This is a genomic window from Furfurilactobacillus milii (assembly GCF_009863985.1).
GTDB lineage: Bacteria > Bacillota > Bacilli > Lactobacillales > Lactobacillaceae > Furfurilactobacillus > Furfurilactobacillus milii_A.
Map to the genome: position 1 here is coordinate 277572 of NZ_WEZT01000005.1, position 18238 is coordinate 295809.

Consider the following 18238-nt stretch of genomic DNA (forward strand, 5'->3'; position numbering starts at 1 on the left):
GAATAAGGTAAATTAGAACGAAGATATTTTTGGACGAAAAAATCGTCTAAGGGAGATGAATTCGTGAACCGCAAGCTTATTGCCATCGATCTGGATGGTACAACCTTAAATAACCAATCTGCCATTTCACCGTTTACAAAACAGGTTTTACAAACAGCTGTTGCTAGTGGTCACATTGTTAGTATCGTCACTGGCCGGCCTTATCGTATCTCACGTCAATATTATGATGAACTCGGCTTGCATAGTGCAATGATCAATTTTAATGGCTCACTTGGGCATTTACCGCACCATCAATGGCAGCATGAGTACCAATACACCATTGATCGCGACATTGCATTAGATCTTCTGGCACATCAATCATCGCTTGGAATTGAGACGATTGCTGCCGGAAACAAAACAAATGTATGGGCCAATCATGCGAGTGATGGCACAATTGACTTTTTCCCAACCATTCTGCAACCACAACAAATTCTCAATGCACAAAACTTAACGACTGATCCAACTGCGCTCACCCTTTACTTCAGTGAACAACACCGTGACCAACTGATTCACAATATCACTGCCAGGTATGGCGATAACATTGATATGAATGTTTGGGGCGGTCGTTGGCCCGTATTAGAGGTCGCCCACAAAGGAGTTGAAAAAGCCACAGGTCTCGAGTTTTTAGCCCAGACCTATCACATTGACCGCAATGACATTATTGCATTTGGCGATGAAGGCAATGATCACGCAATGATTAGTTATGCCGGTTGGGGTGTTGCCATGGCTAACGGCATCGACGATCTTAAAGCTATCGCTCAGGATGTGACACCTTTAGACAACGATCATGACGGTTTGGCTCACTACCTACTCGATTATCTCAATCTGCCAGTTGCCCTCGCGAAAGCTGAATAATTGCTTTTTGTTCTGCCTGCGAGCATGATGATGGTAATCATTTTTTACCTCAAAGGAGGTCTTGCTGATGACTGAAGAACATGTTCTTTTCAATCCTGGTGATGCGATTGCCAATGCGCATGATTATAACGCGGTATATCAAAGCGCACAGATATACAAGCATAAACACCCGCACGCCCTGTTTATTGTCTCAGAGACGGATGGTAAACCATACGTCCTGTTTGATAAAGTTGATCAAACAGATGATCCTAAGGATGGCAAACGTTACCGCGTTATTAAAAAAATGTAGGTTCCATTCAATACTAGCAATTAAATCACAATATAAAAAAAGATGTTTCCACAAAAGGAAGCATCTTTTTTTGATTTTTTAAATAAGAAAATCAGTAGTTGCATTATACACTTAAAGCAAATGTATAATGCACTATCCTGCCAGAATAAGACATGTAGTCGCAATCACGTTGCACTGCTACCCATTCTTTGTAACAGGTATACGGCTACAACCACCAGGATGGAACCAATCACTTCCATCACACTGATCTGCAGATGAAAGAAAATGATGCTCAGGATAAAAGTAACAACTGGCTGCAGCGCATCAACAATGCTAATTACCGCTGAAGGCGCAAAGTTTAAACTGTACAGCAATGAGGAGAACGCGAAGATGGTGCCAACAAGAATAACAGCACTAATAGATAATACCAGCTTACCAGTAATGACCGGCGTGTGACTCCAAAATGGATGCCATAAGTTAAATAGCACACCGCTGATAAACATCCCCCAGCCAAGGACTACAAATGGTGAATGTTTGGCAACGATTTCCCTTGGTAACACCACATAACATGCCGCCGTGACACCTGCTAACACGCCCCAAATAATTGAGTTCATCGGTACCGCCAGAGAATGGATATTGCCCTTTGTGATTGCTAAGAAAACACCTACTAATGCAATGCCAAACGCAATTAAGTCAGTTCTTAACGGCCGTTCATGTTTGAAGACTAAGGCCCCTAGCACAATAAACAGCGGACTTAAGTATTGCAAGATAGTGGCCGAAGCTGCATTACCAGTTTTAATACTCATGTAAAAGGTAAATAAGTTTGCCATTAGCCCAATCAGTGCATAGGCGAACAGCCAACCGATCAAGCGCCACGATTTAAACAGGTCAAAAATGTGACGACCTTCGCGAAACCAACTAATTAAGAGCAAAATAACGCCGGCACCAAGCGTCCGCACCGATAAAAACCAGGTTGCTGGGATATTCTGTGTTTGAGAAATAAACTGCAAGATCGTGCCTGAAATCCCCCACATTGTGGAAGCAAAGGCTGCCCACAGAATACCCTTTGTGTAATTTTGAGTTTTCATGAATCAATCCTCTAACCTAATGTATATTTTTAACCGCCATCATTAACTTGATTGAACTCAATAAAATCCGTACTCCATTTTGCCCGTTTTTGGTAGTTTCAATCAAGGATGGATACTTCACAGTAAACTTTTTCTCGTCATTCTTGCCGTGTTAATACGTTTTAATAATTTACTGTTTTTACTATAGTTCAGCTTTCTTTTTATGAGAAAACGATTAGTGTTCAAACGCTTGGGCGGCTTTAATGGCGACCTGCCAGCCATGATAAAGTTGATTACGTTTACCTTCCGCCATTTGTGGTTCGAACTGGTCGCCTGTCATATACAACCGACGTAACTCTTCTTGATCTTCCCAAAAGCCAATCGCTAGTCCAGCTAGGAAAGCTGCTCCAAGCGCTGTCGTTTCGTTAATCTTGGCACGTTTGATGGTTGTATTTAGAATGTCAGCTTGAAATTGCATCAAATAGTCATTCTTGGATGCACCACCATCCACATGCAATGTGTCAATTTTCAAACCGGTGTCACCAGCCATTGTATCGACCACGTCGCGAGTTTGGTACGCAATTGCCTGCAATGTTGCCCGCACAAATTGTTCACGGGTTGTTCCACGTGTGAGTCCAAACACAGCGCCACGCAGTTCTTGATCCCAGTATGGCGCACCTAACCCTGTAAACGCCGGTACCACGTAAATATGATCATCTGGATCCGCCGCCATGGCCATTGCTTCAGAATCCCCAGCGTCTTGAACCAGCTTCATTCCGTCTCGCAACCACTGAACCGCCGAACCAGCAACGAATATTGATCCTTCAAGGGCATAAGTTACTTCACCATTTAAACCATAGGCAATGGTCGTTAGTAACCCCTTAGTTGATAATGTGGGTTGTTGACCAATGTTCATAACAATAAAGGCACCAGTGCCATAAGTATTTTTGACGTTGCCTTTGTCAAAAGCTGTTTGACCAAAGAGTGCCGCTTGCTGATCGCCTGCGATACCACAAATCGGCACCGACACACCTGACATGGTGTAATTTGCCGTATAGCCGTATATTTCGGACGAGCTTCGCACTTCAGGTAATAACTCAGCTGGAATATCAAAAGCCTTTAACAAATCGGCATCCCACTTCAAATCATGAATGTTGAACAGCATTGTCCGACTGGCGTTTGTATAGTCTGTCGCATGAACCTTACCACCAGTCAGCTTCCATAACAGCCATGTGTCGATGGTGCCAAACAGTAGGTCACCAGCTTCTGCGCGTTCACGACAACCTGGCACATTATCCAATAACCACTTGATTTTAGAAGCAGAAAAATAAGCATCTACCACAAGCCCCGTCTTTTGACGAATTGTCTCAGTCAACCCGGCCTGTTGCCATTGTTCTGTAATGCTGGTCGTCTGTTTTGACTGCCAAACGATGGCGTGATAAACGGGCTTTCCCGTTTTGCGGTCCCAAATAATGGTTGTTTCACGCTGGTTGGTAATCCCAATTCCACGGATTTTGTATGGAGCAAGGTGCGCCTGAATCAAGGCATCTGCCATCACTGATTGAACACTACTCCAGATTTCCTCGGGATCGTGTTCCACCCATCCCGGTTGCGGAAAGTATTGCGGAAACTCTTTCTGAGCTTTTCCTACAATCTGTCCTTGATGATTGAAAATCATGGCCCGACTACTAGTCGTTCCCTGGTCAATCGCCATCATGTACTGCTCGTCGTTCATGTCGCAACTCCATTCATTGACAAGATTCGAATTTTTGAACACGTTCCACCAAACAAAGATAAGTTTAGCAAACTTTTAGGCATCTGTTACCCCTGTTTTGACGATTGCCTCAATTCTGCCTGCTTATCTTCATCAAAAAAGTTGCCTGCAATATCAACCGTTGCAACCAGGTTCATAAAACTGTCTGGATCTGTTTCCTTAACGGTCGTTCGCAAATCGTACAATTCATAACGTGAAATGACGATCATTAATGTTGAATTGTCACGATTCGAAAAGGCGCCACGCGAGGGTAAAACAGTGACACCGCGAAAAAGGTGTTCTCGCAACGCCGCGATTAATTCATCCGGCCGGTTCGTCACAATAAGAGCAGTCATCTTCTGATGACGTGTGTGAATTGTATCGACCATTCGTGAGGTTGCGTAGATAGTGATAATCGTAAATAGCGCATTTTCCCAACCGATGAAGAAACCGGCAACAGCAATGATTCCGGAATTGAGCATCATCGTCAGTGTCCCTATTGAGCGGCCAGTCGTTTTTTGCAAAACCATGGCAATGATGTCCATGCCGCCGGTTGAAAATCCAAACCGAAATGGAAAACCAATGCCAATACCAGTCAAAATACCGCCAAACAATGCGTTTAGCAATGCATTATGAGACACACTCACCTCAGGAACTACAATTGCCAGCACGGATGTCACAATGGCGTTAGCAAAGCTCCAAGCCGTAAAACGTGGCCCAATTTTGCGCCATCCCATGATGCCAATCGGGAGGTTAAAAGCTAGAATAAACCAACCAGTTGAAATATCTGCACCAGTAAATTTAAGTCCCCAGTGCAATAACTGTGCAATCCCATTGAGTCCGCCAGCAAAAATGTTACTGGGGATCAGAAAAACATTCAACGCAACGGCACAGCATACGGCCGAAAATAATAAAATTACAATTTTGATAAACGGGTTTTCATCATTCCATCGTGTCATTTAGGGGATCCTTTCTTTTTGCTCTCAATGACCATAATTAAACCACAATCTTGACGTTTATGACCACAAGTTGAAACCAATTTGGCGGCTATCCTCACAAAAATGTCATTCTTACAAACGTTTGATGAGAAAATGCGATGAAACCGCTTAAAATCGGTCACCTTTTCGCACCTGTTTTCTCTTTTCTGCTACAATTTATTCATTGTGTTTTTGTAATTTTATTCATAATGTTTCAGATTGATTGAAAGAGAGGCATCCTTGATGCAAATAGATGACACCAGAAGACCATCGGCATGTACAAGTATTTTAATTGGTCGTTCCGCCTCAACGGACGGTTCCGTGATGATCGGCCGTAATGAGGACAGCAAAGCTTCCTGGCCAAAGCACTTTGTCGTTCACCCAGCTCAAACCTTTAGTGAGACGCAACAGTTTAAGTCAAAGGATAATGGTTTTACGATGCCACTGCCGAAGACGGCAATGCGTTATACCGCGACTCCTGAATGGACGACAAAGTATGGTCTTTTTGAGGAAGATGGTATTAATGAAGCAAATGTGGCCATGTCTGCGACGGAAAGTGCTTATTCTAACGCTCTCGTTCTGGCAGCTGACCCCTTAGTTGCTGATGGCATTCAGGAAGAGGCAATGGTTACCGTGGTGCTTCCATACGTTACCTCGGCTAGAGAAGGCGTTCAACGACTGGGTAAATTAGTTGAAACTTATGGAACAGCAGAGACAAATGGTATTTTGTTCGCGGATTTACACGAAGCTTGGTATTTAGAGACTGGTGCCGGCCATCAATGGGTAGCACAGCGTATTCCAGATGATGGCTATGCAGTCGTTGCCAATCAGTTGGCCATTCAGCAAATCGATTTTACCGATCATGATAACTTTATGTTTGCTGATGGGATTGAGGACTTTGTCCAGCAGCATCACCTCAATCCTGATGCTAACGGTTTTAATTTTCGCCATATTTTTGGCACAACGGGTGTGAGTGATGAAATGTACAACACGCCGCGCGTTTGGATCGGTCAAAAAATGTTTAATCCAGAAATTGATCAGTCACCAACCGATGAAGAATTGCCTTTTATTCGTTACGCTAGCAAACGTCTTTCGGTTAACGACGCAGAAGCTTTTCTCAGTAATCATTACGAAGGCACCGAATACGATCCAGTTGGCCGCGAAGCAACGCACAAACACGCCTTTCGTCCGATTAGCTTAGCCAAAACACAAGAATCCCATGTCCTCCAGCTTCGGCCAAATGTGCCTGCAGTCATGGCTGGCGTTCAGTGGTTGGCGATGGGCGTTGCGGCTCAAAGTAATTATGTTCCCTTTTACACGGCCATCAACAGCACACCATTAGCCTATCAACGTGGACAAGGCAAGTACGCCGCCAACAGTGCTTACTGGACGTTTAAGTTGGCTAGCGTGCTATTTGACGCTCATTATCGTCACTTTGAAACGCCTTATCATCAAGCTCAGCTTAAATTACAAGCAGATCTCGGCGCACACCTCTGCGAAAGCGATGCTAAAGCCCTCAAATTAAGCGGTGACGTATTGATTCAGTATCTGACTGATAGCAACGCCGAATGCGCCAAACAAGCTTTAGACACGTATACAAGCCTAATCAGCGATCTTATCACTAACAGCACTGATTTTTCGCCTCTAAACTTTAACACAGACGAAAATCTATAAAATATTACATTCACACCAGTACGGGCGATTTTTCACTGGCAATGATATTGAGGAAGTAAATACAAATGGAAAAGAAAAAGACCCTGTCACTTGGGGCATTAGTCTTAATGATTTTCACCACTATTTTTGGTTTTGGGAACACTCCGGCAGCCTTTGAACAAATGGGCTACGGCGCAATCTTCTGGTATTTACTGGGCGCGCTGTTATTCTTTCTGCCCAGTGGTTTAATGTTCGCTGAATACGGTTCCTCGTTGAAGGAATCAAAGGGTGGCATTTATTCATGGTTGGATGCGTCCATCAGTGAAAAATGGTCCTTCATTGCAACCTTCATTTGGCTATCAGCATGGATCATCTGGCAAGTTATGATTTCGCAAAAAGTTTGGATCACTCTTTCAACCATCATTAGCGGTCACGACACCACGAACAATTGGCATTTTCTAGGCTTGAACTCAACGCTAACAGTTGGCCTCCTTGCCTGTCTGTGGATCATTGCCATTACTTGGGCAGCTTCACGTGGAATGTCCTTCATCGCTAAGGTTTCATCGGTTGGTGGCATTGCCATTATGGCGCTTAACGTGATTTTAGTGCTTGCTAGCCTCATCATTTTAATCGCTAATCATTTTACACTGGCCCAGCCAGTTAACCATTTATCCGACTTTGCCACTTCACCAAATCCACAATTCCAATCGCCCATTGCGATGATTAGCTTTGTCATTTATGCCATCTTTGCTTACGGTGGTTTGGAATCCATTGGTGGGGTCACTGACTCACTGGACAAACCTGAAAAAACATTTCCCCGGGGCATCTTGATTGGCACCATTGTTATTGGGATTAGCTACTCGCTTACCATCTTTTTATGGGGAATTTCAACCAACTGGAGTATGGTGATTGCCCACGGGAACGTTAATTTGGGTAACATTACTTATGTCTTAATGGAGAACCTAGGGGATATTCTTGGCCTCTCAATCGGTCTATCAGCTTCTAGTGCTCATATTTTGGGCGAGGTATTTTCACGTTTTGCCGGAATTAGTATGTTCTTAGCTTATTTAGGCTCTTTCTTCGTCCTGATATACTCACCTCTAAAATCCTTTATTTTAGGTTCACCCAAAGAACTTTGGCCTAAGAAAATGACCCGTTTGAACAAGCATGATATGCCAGAATTTGCGATGTGGATGCAAGCTACTGCAGTTGTCATCTTTATCGCAGGGATTTCATTAGTATCTGTGCTCACCCACAAAGATGCTAAATTCTTCTACAATGTGCTGACGTCAATGAGTAATGTGTCAACAACCTTGCCTTACCTCTTCTTGGTAGGTGCCTTTCCCTATTTCAAGAGAGAAGACCGTTCACGACCGTTTGTCGCTTACCATTCACATCGCTGGATGATGTTCGTTGTTACTGTTGTGATGGTAACGTTAAGCATCGGAATTGGTTTCTCCATTCTGCAACCATTTTTGGAAAAGGACTGGGTGACTGCCATTGCGACTGTTGCCGGTCCACTGATTTTTGGATGTATTGCCTGGGCTTTTTATGCAAACCGGGAACATCACACCACCGACTAAACATTTTTAGTCAATAAATAAAAACCACCATCATTGCCATTGGTATTGTCCTTTTCGACGTGCTAACGGTAATGCTGGTGGTTTTTAGTATTTTTGAAAAGCAATAATTAAGCCAGCAAAAAACGCCACCTGTCCGAAGACAAATGACGTTTGGCTCAAATCGCAAATCTTAACGACGTGCTTCCTTGATCCGGGCTGCCTTACCATGCAATGCACGTAAGTAGTAAAGCTTACTACGACGAACACGGCCATGGCGAGTTACTTCAACGTGGTCAACTCGTGGTGAGTTAACTGGGAATGTCCGTTCCACACCAATCCCGTTACTGATCTTACGAACAGTGTACGTTGCGGAAATACCAGCACCGCGGCGCTTAACAACAACACCTTCGAATAACTGGATACGTTCACGAGTACCTTCAACAATTCGTGCGAATACACGAACAGTGTCGCCGGCACGGAAATCTGGCATGTCATCGCGAAGTTGCCCTGCGGTGATCTTTTCAATTAATTGGTTCTGTCTCATAATGTGAGAACTTCCTTTCACTCAAAATTCATAAACGGGCATCCCGCCAGCGGAATATTGGTAGTATTGGGCTCAAAGCCACAAATTAGATTACCATAGAACAAGCGCATTTGTAAAGGCATTTTCCTTTACAGAATTAATGAATGATGCGGACCACGTAATGCCGCAAACTTATCAAGCGCGCTTAGCCCCGCGTTTCTTCATCTATGACATCAGCTAATAAACGACGTTGTGAAACCGTCAATTCGGCATTATCAAGCAGGTCTGGTCGCCGTTGATAGGTCCTTCTCAAGGACTCTGTTTCACGCCACTGATCAATCAATTGATGATTACCGTTTGTCAGCACCTCAGGCACTTTCATGCCTCTAAAATCTGCCGGACGTGTGTACTGCGGATACTCCAGCAAACCGTTACTAAATGAATCTCCGGGGGCTGAATCCGTATTTCCCAACACGTCAGGAATCAATCGAACCGTTGCATCAATCATGACCATAGCGCCAAGCTCCCCACCGGTTAGCACGTAATCGCCTAGGGATACTTCATCGGTGACTAAATGACGAATCCGTTCGTCATAACCTTCATAATGGCCACAAATAAATGTCAAATGTGACTCTTTAGAAAAGTCTTCCGCAACATGCTCGGTAAAAGGAACGCCAGCCGGGTCGAGTAAAATCACGCGCCCTCGATCACCCGCTTCTTGTTCAACATGATCCATGGCATCAAAAATCGGCTGCGGCATTAACAGCATACCAGCGCCACCACCATAAGGCGTATCATCGACATGATGATGTTTATCCGTCGTAAACTGACGAAAATCAGTCACGTTGATATCTAGAATTCCTTTATCAACAGCCTTACCAACGATGGACTCAGTTAATGGCCCACTAAACATGTCCGGAAAGAGACTTAAAATATCAATTCTCATCGCTGTCCAACCCCGCCATCATTTCGATATGAACGACACCATTAGCGATGTCGACATCTTTAACAACTTGATCAATCACCGGCAATAACAAGTCAGACTTACCTTGTCGCTTAACCACCCAGACATCATTTGCACCAGGTGCCATAATTTCAGAAATCGTGCCAAGGTCTTGTTGATGTTCGTCAATAACATGAAGCCCAATAATTTCCCGGTAATAATATTGACCTTCAGGCAATTTTTGCTGCTGATCTTCCGTAACATACAGATCAGCGCCCTTATATTTTTCAACCAAATTAATATCGTTCATTCCTGTAAAAGTAATGAGGATAAAACTTTTGTGGGGTCTTGAGGAGGCGATGGTTAATTTTTCTTGGTGCGCGCCCGGCGTTTGTGCCGTGACGTAAACCTGACTGCCAACCTTAAAACGTGACTTTGGAAAATCAGTACTGGAGATAACCCGAAGTTCTCCCTTCAGACCTTGTGTATTTACAATTTTACCAATGGTGTAAAATGCCATTCCAATCTCCTTAACATTTAACGTGCAACAGCAAACACTCTATAACTAAATATAAGTGCTGTTCTCACAGCTAACTAATAAATATTATAAAAAAAGGACCGAGAAATAATCATTCTCAGGTCCCTTATTTATTCTCGTCAACAATAATCAAACGAACCTTTTGTTGGTCAACCGTCCGAATGCTGTACACCAATGTGCGAATTGCTTGCGCAACCTGACCATGACGGCCAATAACTTCACCAATATCATCGGGCGCAACCGTTAATGAATAATTCATAAAACGGTCCCCTTGTTCCGCCTGTACAGAAACTGCATCAGGATGTGAAACAAGTGGTTGGACCAACGTTTGGATTAGTGAAGCAACTGCATCGACTGATAAACGATTATTTTGATTCGTACTCATGAATTGTCGCCTCGAATTTACTTCTTAGTGAACTTAGCTTCGTGGTACTGCTTCATGATACCTTCACGTGAGAAGATGTTTTTAACAGTGTCAGAAGGTTGCGCACCATTGTTTAACCACTTCATTGCTAATTCAGCATCTAATTTAACTTCTGCTGGGTTAACCAAAGTGTTGAAAGTACCAATTTGTTCGATGAAACGGCCATCACGTGGTGAACGTGAGTCAGCAACAACGATACGGTAGAATGGGCGCTTCTTAGAACCCATACGTTTTAAACGAATTTTTACAGACATGAGATTTCCTCCCTCAATTTCTTAACGTGTACTAGTTTATCTAAACTCACCTAGGGTGTCAAGAGGTTTTTCTTTACAGTTGAAATTATCCCACTCTGACGCAGATTTTCAACCCTCAACAATTCTGTAAAAAAAGTTAAGATACTTAAAGTCTGGTCAAGATTGGCTAAACTTAAACCTCATAATAAATGCGCTATGATACATTAACAGTACATTTAATTCGATAAAAACGATCCATTAAAAGGAGTTTCATATGCAAAATAATTTGGATCCGCGTATTAGCTTTCTTCATCCACAATTGCGGATTGTTAAAACGGATGCGATCAATCGTCCCACGAATGCACGGTTATTGCAAGCTGTAGGCGCGACAGCAATGGACAGTCGGGGCACAGACCTCACCGCGCATTTAAACGCCAATCTTGAAAATATTGATTTTTCAGTCGCAGGTCAGCATCAGGTACCCGTTGCCGTGATGGACGACCGGGGAAATGTCGGCCGTGCTGCCTTCACTTTGACCATTGTCAATACGGAAGCCGATCTTGACGGCCATTCCCCGATTGTTGTTGAATCCGCACCAGAGTCTGCTGCCGCGAGTCAAGTTGCTTCAGGTGCTACCCAGCCCAAAAGTAAACGTCGTCGTCCAAAACGGTTGATCATTGGAGGCGTCGCTGCACTTTTAGTACTGGTGCTCGTCATTTGGGGTGTTTCCGCTCACCAAAATGCAGCAAATCAGGCAGCCGAAGCTTCTTCTTCCAGTTTGGCCGCCAGTTCCTCTGCAGCGGCCGCTAGCAGCGCCGAGGCATCTTCTAAGGCTGCTGAATCATCTGCCGCTGCCTCATCGCAACAAGCATCCTTAACCTCTCAAAACAGCAGCTTATCTAACAAGGTTGGCAGTTTAAAATCGCAAGTCAAAGAAATGACTACCGTCGTTAAAAATACCCAACAAGCGGTTAATGACTACAAAGATAGTAACGATCGAGCACAATATGAGTCCACGATTTCCTCTCTTCAGCAACAAGTTTCAGATCTTCAGCAACAAGTGCAACAAGGAAATTCGAACGCTGTCGTTCGTGGTGCCATGTCATCTCAGCTAAATAAGCTTTCGACCACAGTCGGTGATTTAGAAAATAGTTCCAGCCCTTCTGATGCTAGCAGTACACTAAAAGATAGTGGCGTTAACGGCATCGTTAATAAAATGCAGGACTTGCTCAGCAGTTTTTAATAGCTTAATGAACGCATTATCAAAAAAGGTACCAGCCTCTGTCATCCCATTTAATTGGAAGTCAGAGGCTGATACCTTTTTTACGTTTAATGTGAAGCATCACGGGAAAGTGAAAATGGCTTAAATTGATACTGATAACCCTTAGGATACTGAGTTAGTCCCGTCAAACGAACACGATACTTGTGACCATTTACAATCTTTAAAGATGGCCGGTAAGTAATGATTGATGCAAACTGGCCAAAATGATTCGTACGATCAAGATTGACGTGAGATGCGTTAACCGTCCGTTTGGCAGTTAAGTCAGTGACCTGTACTTGGACCCTGCCTGTTGTCCCTTGTTCCATGGTGAAAGCACTCGACCAATAAACGGGGCGATTTTTAACGTCACTCGTTAAAAGCTCTTTCGGAAAAACACCGGTGGTCGGATAGTTGATTACGACAGCGCGATTGGGCGTGACGGCTCGTTGTGCCTGATCCGTAAAATAAATGTCACTGTAGGCAAACGTCGCGTTAGGACGGTGTGCGACGCCTATGCCAACGCTATGGATAACCGGAGACAACAACCACGCACGATGACCAGTATTGTTGCCCTCCACATTGAAATTGTCGCGAATGTAATTGCCCATAGTTGCGTCAAGACGCTCTGGCACGTTCATTTCACCAATATTACTATTAAGGGTGATTTGCTGACCTTCTTGCCACTGTTGCTGACTAACAATTCCCGGTCGTTCGATCCCCTTTAAACCATGTTGAAAGTTATTAGCGGCAGCCATGTCAGCCACTGCAGTTTGGGCTTGTTGATTAGTATTAAATTCGTAGTGAACAGTTGGCAATCCCTCAATTTGACGATAAAAATTCAGTGATGCCAATAATTGCGTCTGATACTGATTGGAAAGTTTGCCAGCCACCAAATGCTTTTTAAAAGACGGGCGTCGTGCGTAACTATTGTGATCGTCATACTCACGTTGACTAATTTTATGGTACATTTTACGCTGCTTATCGATTTGTCGCTGTTCAGCATTAGTATAAGTGGCAGCTGATACAGAAGGCGTATGAATTATTGATACTAATGTTAAAGCACACACACTCACGCCAATTGAAACTAACCATCGCTTTACCCATCTTTTTGACATTACCGTTTGCTCATTCCCGTCATTCAAAATAATGACCTTGAAAAATAAGTTAACCTGTTTAATCCCCTTAACTCATTTAAAAATGCCATCGTATTTCTATCATTTATTTTAGTATAACAACAAACTGTGAGCGAATCAGGTCCAATTGCTAATTCTTTCATTCATTGAAATGTTGTATGCTAAATGTAATTCATTTAGGGACGTGTTCACGTGCAAATTAATTACTTTAGGCAAATTACAAGTTTAATCCGAACAAGCCCGGAAACTTTCAATGGCAGTCTGTTGATGATGGATTTTTAATGGTCGTTGATTAATAAGCTCAAGTGCCGTTAATAAAGCAGCCTTGCTATGTCCACGAGGTCCAACCACTGTATCTATTTCAAAATCACCGATGCGGTTACGTTGGTTAATCACAATTGGTCGTTGTTCAATTGAACGCCCTAATGATTGATTATATTTAGAACGTTGGTCAAGGTTACGCCGTTGGCGTAGCCCATGTTCAGGTAGTTCACTCAAGGAGAATTCAATTTTCCCCTGATATAGCCAATTATAAATAGATTTAGTGGCTAGTTTAAGCTCATGCGCAATCACTTCCGGTGACCAGCTTAGACGTAAATGGTTTAGAATGGTTTGCTTTAATTTGGCATTCAGTTTAGTTTTTCGGCCACAATGCGCCCGTTTATATTCAGCGTTGGCCTGTGCTAATTCAGCTTGATAAGGTTGACAACGAGATAATTCATAAGAAATCGTAGACGGAGATCGTTTTAACCGCTCAGCCATTTGGATATTGGTCAGTCCTAGCTCACAAAAGGTTTCAATTTTAATTCGTTCAGAATAGGTTATACTAGACAAAAGATCAGCTCCTAAAAAATGGGTTTGTGGTAAACACCATTTTAAAGGAAGCTGATCTTTTTTGTCCGAACAGCGTTCGGATTAATTTTACAATTTACCTTATACCATTCGCCGCTTATCAGTTGGTAATAAAACCGATAATACAAAAATGCAACAGGTGGGGTTCGAACCCACGACCCTCGGTTTAGAAGACCGATGCTCTATCCAACTGAGCTACTGTTGCGAAACTTAACCTTATTAGTATAAAAAACGGAATCGACAGTGTCAATTTAAGTTTAGAAGATTATTCAATATAATTGCCAAGCAACAAGTTGGTATTGAACAAATTGTCTAAGCAATTAAAACCAAATTTAGTCATGTATAGTGCTGATCCAAAAATAAAGACGATCACCGAAGTGACCGCCTGGAATGATCCCAAACGGATAAGTTCGGGACTGGAACAGTGTATCACAGTTAAAACCGCAAAGAAAAGGACAAAATTCTTTTTTATATCTAGATTTCTTGAACTACACGTGCCGGCCACGAAATATAAGCTAAAAGATTACTATACTGCACAAATGTATTCGCTTGCAAGAATGTGTAATATAGTCCCTTTATCTGTTGACGAAGCGCTTTCATTTCTTATATAATAGGCTTTGTAAACATTTATCAGAGTGCTGTCTAATAAATTGAGCAACTTGGGGGTGCATCATGGTTAAACATTTGGACCCTCGGGTGATTAAAACGCGGTCAAGTTTAAAAACTGCCCTAATCAGTGTGATGCAACAATACAAAATTGAAAATATCAGTGTTCAAAAGATCACTGAAACTGCGCACATTACTCGAGGAACATTTTATTTACATTATAAAGACAAGCGAGATTTCATTTCACGTGCCATGACTGAAATTTTGGATGACTTTTTTGATGCCGTCATTGATGACGGCACTGACAGTTTACCAGAGCATTACGCCTTTCTGAACGGTCATGCAGTAAATGTCTTTTACTTAAACAACGCCTTTAATTACATTGAAAAAGACGCTCAGATGTTCAACGTTTTGTTGAATACACAGGAAAATGGGTTATTTGAACATGAATTATATGCCCGAATGACTGGCTATCTAAATCGTTTCTATGATCAGATGAAACCGGCGTTTGCTGACATCGGCGTACCAATCAACATTCAAATTGCCTTTACTGTTTCTGCTTATGTTGGTTTAATCAAAAATTGGCTCATTGAAGGCATGATTTATACACCACATTATATGACAGGATCAGTTCATAAAATGATTTCGCTCGTGAGCGCCGGTTCTCCAAAAACAGTTACGTTTACCAACTTTTTCTATTCAGATCCGCAATTATTGGCTCGTCAAACTAATAACTGGTAGGCGTAAGCGTGCTAATGAACACAAAATAAGGCCTGACGTTGGGCTATAAACCCAACGTTAAGCCTTGTTTTGATTGCTATATTATCACGAAAAGACTAATAGTCATTAGCCTGACGTTTTAAATTTTTTTCGCGCTTTGCTTGATAAGCTTCCTGAATTTCATTTTGCGTAAAGCCAAAGCCACGCAAACCCATTGTTAAGAATAAGTGCCACGCATGGCCAAAATCGCCCTGACGATGTTCTTTTAGACTGGATAAAATCATACTGTTAATGGCCAAATAGGTCTTGGTTAGATTAAGATCCGGTCCCTTTGTCAGCTTAGTCAATTCGTCAGGCGTTAAGACTGTTAAATGCGTCCATTGCTGTTTATGGAAAATCAACAAAAAGAAATCCAATGCATCGACATATTCTTCTAACAGCGTCTGATGGGATGTTTGACCAGGATTACTTTTACCGCGGTGCGTTTTCCACACCTTAAACCATTCACTCGTATTCGCAATCTCGGCCAACTCGACGTCTAAGGCTAAATATGCGTTCTGTAGACTATCCTCACGCGACCAATGTAATTGCTTTGCATCATGTACTTGTTGATCAAACTCAATGCATTCGCGCAAAAGCATCGCTAAATCTAACATTGTAATTCCCCTAACCTGTCTATTAAGCAAAAATTAACGGATCGGACTGAATTTCTAAATCATCACGATTAGCTAAGTACCATTGACGAATGAAATCATAGTTCAACAACACTGCCATCAAAGAAATTTGGTTCTTAGGATCCGTCGTGGTGATGACCCACTTAGGTGCTGTCTGCGTGCCAGCGTCCGCAATACCAAAGACAAGTTCATCTTCTAAGTCAATGATAGCGCCATTGCCTGCGGGGGCATTTTGTAGCATATAATGACTGTCAGCCGAGGCCACAAAGAGCTTGTCCACTGTTCCTGCTGGCAATGCTGGATGTTTCGTTTGATACTCCGCATTATTGTCAGTTTCTAACAAGTTATAGTCAGCCGTAAAGTGATAGTCACGCTGTAAATCTTTGGCAAACGTAATGAGTGTATCAATAGCAGACATCTTCTTGTCCGCTGGTTGATCAGCTAACGCCACCGCAAATAGGTCAGTAAATGCTTTGCTGTTGAACCGAATTTGCTGACGTTCCAGGTTCATATAGAACAAGTGGAGACCGGAAGCCTTATCTGTGAAGAAGGCGCCCCCATTGCGACCACCAACCAAGACAAACTTAAAGTCAGGTTGTGTGCCTAACGCGTCAAACGTAACGCTTAATTCTTCATGATCAGCTGCACTGGTGAGAATTAATCCTTTTTCTTCGTGAATCTCCAGCAAACGACTCATAAAGAGCAAATAATAGTCAGAAGCCGTGTATTGGTGGGGAAAAGTTACAAACGCGGTATCCATTTTAAAATCAAATAAATGCGTAGCCGAATCTAACAATTCATCAGTGTCTTGCGTCTCAGTCAGTTGATCCAAATACTTAGTGAACTGAATGCCGTTTTGCAAACCATCTTTTATGTTGTTGTTGTAGATTCTAAAACGTTGACTTGGCGTTAACGTATCTACTTTTTTCTCTTTACTGGTGCCAGACTCAGCGTCATTTTTCGTTGCACTGACAGCTGCAGAATCTGTGGCTACTGCCGAATCAGTCTCGGAAGATTGTTGCTGCTTAGTTGCCGTTGATGCAGTCTGATCAGAATGGACATCATTGGCCGTGCTTGCTTCAGTAGATTCAGCACTAGCTGACGTCAAATCTCTTTTATCATCACTTGTCATCTGAAGTCACCTCACTAGTTGCTGAATTGCTTGCGCTCTCTGCGTTAGCAGCAAGTGCACTATCCTGAGAACGAATTTCACTGGATGGCATTTTTTCATCCGGGTCAGCTTGTCCTGCTTCAATTGCCCGACCAATTAGATGACTGATATAGTCAACATATAAGCTAGCATTACGATCTTTAAACGTGGCAAAGTCACCAAACACTTTGCGAATCGCTTGCTTTTCGTAGCTTAGAATCGTGTCTTCCTTAGACAAAACTAACGACTCATCTTCGTTGGCTTTCATCCCTTTATAAGCGTTGTTTGCCTGATCATCCTCGTCAGCGAGCTTGGTCAACTGATCCAAAATATCTTGACGTTCAGCCTTCGAATGACCGCCGTTAAACAACGTGCGCGATTCCCCAACTTCTTTAAGTTGAGACCGTAATTTTTCTTTTTGCAAATCTCGTTGTTCTTGGTTCTTGACCAGTTCCTGCAATTCTTGACTTTGCCGAGCAATGTCTTTGATGCGATCCGAATTGTAGTTTTTGCCTTCTGATTCAAGTGCAAACGACTGTGTCAGTTTTTCATATTCTTCGCTGTCAAAAATGAATTGGGCGTTTAAAACGTCTAATTCACCAAACTGGCGACGATCCCACCAGTTCCCAAAGAATACATTGAATTTGCCATTTTCTGGTTCTTCAAAATAAAAGAATGGGTATGTGTGCTTTAAATAAGCAATAAGCGCCGCACTCAAATAATGGCTGAGTTCAGGGTGTATATCATCGACCAAACGTGCTAATTGGTTGCCTTCCGTTTGTTTATTGCCCCTAATCAACGTGTTGTAACGTTGTGGGTCAACTAATTCGTAGACCCGACGATCATTAAAATCATTAATGGCGCCGGTTAATTCATCCAAATAACGTGACTTTTGTCCGAGTTTACCAGACAACTCAGGACGTACATTACGTGATCCGACTTTTTTCGTTTGTGGATTATCCATGCCGTCTTACCCCTTGTTCACTAAATTCATACACTTATATCGT

Annotated in this window: 18 protein-coding genes, 1 tRNA gene and 1 pseudogene; 6 read left to right on the forward strand and 14 right to left on the reverse strand. The window is 42.7% G+C overall.

What is annotated here, in order from left to right:
• Positions 1-63 precede the first annotated feature (63 nt).
• Together GB992_RS04165 and GB992_RS04170 are read left to right on the forward strand one after the other, a co-directional pair.
• The gene (locus tag GB992_RS04165) at positions 64-894 is read left to right on the forward strand and encodes a Cof-type HAD-IIB family hydrolase (protein ID WP_161001347.1); all 831 of its coding nucleotides are present in this window, start codon (positions 64-66) and stop codon (positions 892-894) included.
• A gap of 67 nt (positions 895-961) precedes the next feature.
• A complete protein-coding gene (locus tag GB992_RS04170; RefSeq protein WP_017261815.1) occupies positions 962-1183 on the forward strand; it encodes a hypothetical protein in 222 nt (73 codons plus the stop codon).
• 164 nt (positions 1184-1347) lie between these two features.
• Here the strand turns inward: GB992_RS04170 and GB992_RS04175 are convergent, their stop codons facing one another.
• From GB992_RS04175 to GB992_RS04185, 3 genes are all read right to left on the reverse strand, one after another.
• Positions 1348-2250: a DMT family transporter gene (locus tag GB992_RS04175; RefSeq protein ID WP_161001348.1), complete on the reverse strand. Its 903-nt coding sequence runs from the start codon at positions 2248-2250 to the stop codon at positions 1348-1350.
• Positions 2251-2464: 214 nt separating this feature from the next.
• Positions 2465-3964, reverse strand: coding sequence for a glycerol kinase GlpK (glpK, locus tag GB992_RS04180; protein ID WP_161001349.1), 1500 nt, complete (start codon positions 3962-3964; stop codon positions 2465-2467).
• 86 nt (positions 3965-4050) lie between these two features.
• The gene (locus GB992_RS04185; RefSeq protein ID WP_161001350.1) at positions 4051-4941 is read right to left on the reverse strand and encodes a YitT family protein; all 891 of its coding nucleotides are present in this window, start codon (positions 4939-4941) and stop codon (positions 4051-4053) included.
• A gap of 261 nt (positions 4942-5202) precedes the next feature.
• Here GB992_RS04185 and GB992_RS04190 point away from each other — a divergent pair, with 261 nt between their 5' ends.
• Both GB992_RS04190 and yjeM read left to right on the forward strand, forming a co-directional pair.
• Positions 5203-6633 (forward strand): C69 family dipeptidase, encoded by a 1431-nt coding sequence (locus GB992_RS04190; protein ID WP_161001351.1) that lies wholly within the window; start codon positions 5203-5205, stop codon positions 6631-6633.
• Positions 6634-6698: 65 nt separating this feature from the next.
• Positions 6699-8195, forward strand: coding sequence for a glutamate/gamma-aminobutyrate family transporter YjeM (gene yjeM, locus GB992_RS04195; protein WP_161001352.1), 1497 nt, complete (start codon positions 6699-6701; stop codon positions 8193-8195).
• A 169-nt stretch (positions 8196-8364) separates the two neighbouring features.
• Here the strand turns inward: yjeM and rplS are convergent, their stop codons facing one another.
• The 5 genes from rplS to rpsP all read right to left on the reverse strand — a co-directional run bounded on the left by rplS (position 8365) and on the right by rpsP (position 10856).
• Positions 8365-8718, reverse strand: a complete 354-nt coding sequence (gene rplS, locus GB992_RS04200) for a 50S ribosomal protein L19 (RefSeq protein WP_017261809.1) — start codon at positions 8716-8718, stop codon at positions 8365-8367.
• A 184-nt stretch (positions 8719-8902) separates the two neighbouring features.
• Complete coding sequence (gene trmD, locus GB992_RS04205; protein WP_161001353.1) at positions 8903-9643, reverse strand: tRNA (guanosine(37)-N1)-methyltransferase TrmD; 741 nt, start codon at positions 9641-9643, stop codon at positions 8903-8905.
• A complete protein-coding gene (gene rimM / locus GB992_RS04210) occupies positions 9633-10160 on the reverse strand; it encodes a ribosome maturation factor RimM (RefSeq protein WP_161001354.1) in 528 nt (175 codons plus the stop codon). Before rimM ends, trmD begins: the two co-directional genes overlap by 11 nt.
• Positions 10161-10284: 124 nt before the next feature.
• Positions 10285-10563: a KH domain-containing protein gene (locus GB992_RS04215; RefSeq protein ID WP_161001355.1), complete on the reverse strand. Its 279-nt coding sequence runs from the start codon at positions 10561-10563 to the stop codon at positions 10285-10287.
• Positions 10564-10580: 17 nt separating this feature from the next.
• Entirely contained in the window at positions 10581-10856 is a 276-nt protein-coding gene (gene rpsP / locus GB992_RS04220) for a 30S ribosomal protein S16 (protein WP_017261805.1), read from the reverse strand.
• Between the two features lie 253 nt (positions 10857-11109).
• On the opposite strand from rpsP, the gene GB992_RS04225 reads away from it, so the two are divergent.
• Entirely contained in the window at positions 11110-12078 is a 969-nt protein-coding gene (locus tag GB992_RS04225) for a hypothetical protein (protein WP_161001356.1), read from the forward strand.
• An 86-nt stretch (positions 12079-12164) separates the two neighbouring features.
• Here the strand turns inward: GB992_RS04225 and GB992_RS04230 are convergent, their stop codons facing one another.
• The 3 genes and pseudogenes from GB992_RS04230 to GB992_RS04240 form a co-directional block, all read right to left on the reverse strand.
• Entirely contained in the window at positions 12165-13211 is a 1047-nt protein-coding gene (locus tag GB992_RS04230; RefSeq protein ID WP_161001357.1) for a CAP domain-containing protein, read from the reverse strand.
• Positions 13212-13529: 318 nt separating this feature from the next.
• A pseudogene (locus tag GB992_RS04235) lies at positions 13530-14063 on the reverse strand (IS30 family transposase); the annotation flags it as partial.
• Positions 14064-14212: 149 nt separating this feature from the next.
• Positions 14213-14286: transfer RNA gene (locus GB992_RS04240), tRNA-Arg, on the reverse strand.
• Between the two features lie 464 nt (positions 14287-14750).
• On the opposite strand from GB992_RS04240, the gene GB992_RS04245 reads away from it, so the two are divergent.
• The gene (locus tag GB992_RS04245; RefSeq protein ID WP_431188825.1) at positions 14751-15428 is read left to right on the forward strand and encodes a TetR/AcrR family transcriptional regulator; all 678 of its coding nucleotides are present in this window, start codon (positions 14751-14753) and stop codon (positions 15426-15428) included.
• Between the two features lie 95 nt (positions 15429-15523).
• On the opposite strand, the gene GB992_RS04250 is transcribed toward GB992_RS04245, so the two are convergent.
• The 3 genes from GB992_RS04250 to GB992_RS04260 are packed head-to-tail and all read right to left on the reverse strand — an operon-like array spanning position 15524 to position 18195.
• Positions 15524-16063 carry a dUTPase gene (locus GB992_RS04250; RefSeq protein ID WP_161001359.1) on the reverse strand — a complete coding sequence of 180 codons (540 nt, stop codon included), beginning with the start codon at positions 16061-16063 and terminating at the stop codon, positions 15524-15526.
• A gap of 22 nt (positions 16064-16085) precedes the next feature.
• Positions 16086-17213, reverse strand: coding sequence for a hypothetical protein (locus GB992_RS04255; protein WP_161001360.1), 1128 nt, complete (start codon positions 17211-17213; stop codon positions 16086-16088).
• The gene (locus tag GB992_RS04260; protein WP_161001361.1) at positions 17203-18195 is read right to left on the reverse strand and encodes an exonuclease SbcC; all 993 of its coding nucleotides are present in this window, start codon (positions 18193-18195) and stop codon (positions 17203-17205) included. Before GB992_RS04260 ends, GB992_RS04255 begins: the two co-directional genes overlap by 11 nt.
• Positions 18196-18238 lie beyond the last annotated feature (43 nt).

Bases quoted from the DNA above. Each gene is read 5' to 3' on its own strand.
- GB992_RS04170 (WP_017261815.1), top strand. From the start codon at position 962: ATGACTGAAGAACATGTTCTTTTCAATCCTGGTGATGCGATTGCCAAT.
- GB992_RS04175 (WP_161001348.1), bottom strand. From the start codon at position 2,250: ATGAAAACTCAAAATTACACAAAGGGTATTCTGTGGGCAGCCTTTGCT.
- glpK (WP_161001349.1), bottom strand. From the start codon at position 3,964: ATGAACGACGAGCAGTACATGATGGCGATTGACCAGGGAACGACTAGT.
- GB992_RS04185 (WP_161001350.1), bottom strand. From the start codon at position 4,941: ATGACACGATGGAATGATGAAAACCCGTTTATCAAAATTGTAATTTTA.
- GB992_RS04190 (WP_161001351.1), top strand. From the start codon at position 5,203: ATGCAAATAGATGACACCAGAAGACCATCGGCATGTACAAGTATTTTA.
- yjeM (WP_161001352.1), top strand. From the start codon at position 6,699: ATGGAAAAGAAAAAGACCCTGTCACTTGGGGCATTAGTCTTAATGATT.
- rplS (WP_017261809.1), bottom strand. From the start codon at position 8,718: ATGAGACAGAACCAATTAATTGAAAAGATCACCGCAGGGCAACTTCGC.
- trmD (WP_161001353.1), bottom strand. From the start codon at position 9,643: ATGAGAATTGATATTTTAAGTCTCTTTCCGGACATGTTTAGTGGGCCA.
- rimM (WP_161001354.1), bottom strand. From the start codon at position 10,160: ATGGCATTTTACACCATTGGTAAAATTGTAAATACACAAGGTCTGAAG.
- GB992_RS04215 (WP_161001355.1), bottom strand. From the start codon at position 10,563: ATGAGTACGAATCAAAATAATCGTTTATCAGTCGATGCAGTTGCTTCA.
- rpsP (WP_017261805.1), bottom strand. From the start codon at position 10,856: ATGTCTGTAAAAATTCGTTTAAAACGTATGGGTTCTAAGAAGCGCCCA.
- GB992_RS04225 (WP_161001356.1), top strand. From the start codon at position 11,110: ATGCAAAATAATTTGGATCCGCGTATTAGCTTTCTTCATCCACAATTG.
- GB992_RS04230 (WP_161001357.1), bottom strand. From the start codon at position 13,211: ATGTCAAAAAGATGGGTAAAGCGATGGTTAGTTTCAATTGGCGTGAGT.
- GB992_RS04250 (WP_161001359.1), bottom strand. From the start codon at position 16,063: ATGTTAGATTTAGCGATGCTTTTGCGCGAATGCATTGAGTTTGATCAA.
- GB992_RS04255 (WP_161001360.1), bottom strand. From the start codon at position 17,213: ATGACAAGTGATGATAAAAGAGATTTGACGTCAGCTAGTGCTGAATCT.
- GB992_RS04260 (WP_161001361.1), bottom strand. From the start codon at position 18,195: ATGGATAATCCACAAACGAAAAAAGTCGGATCACGTAATGTACGTCCT.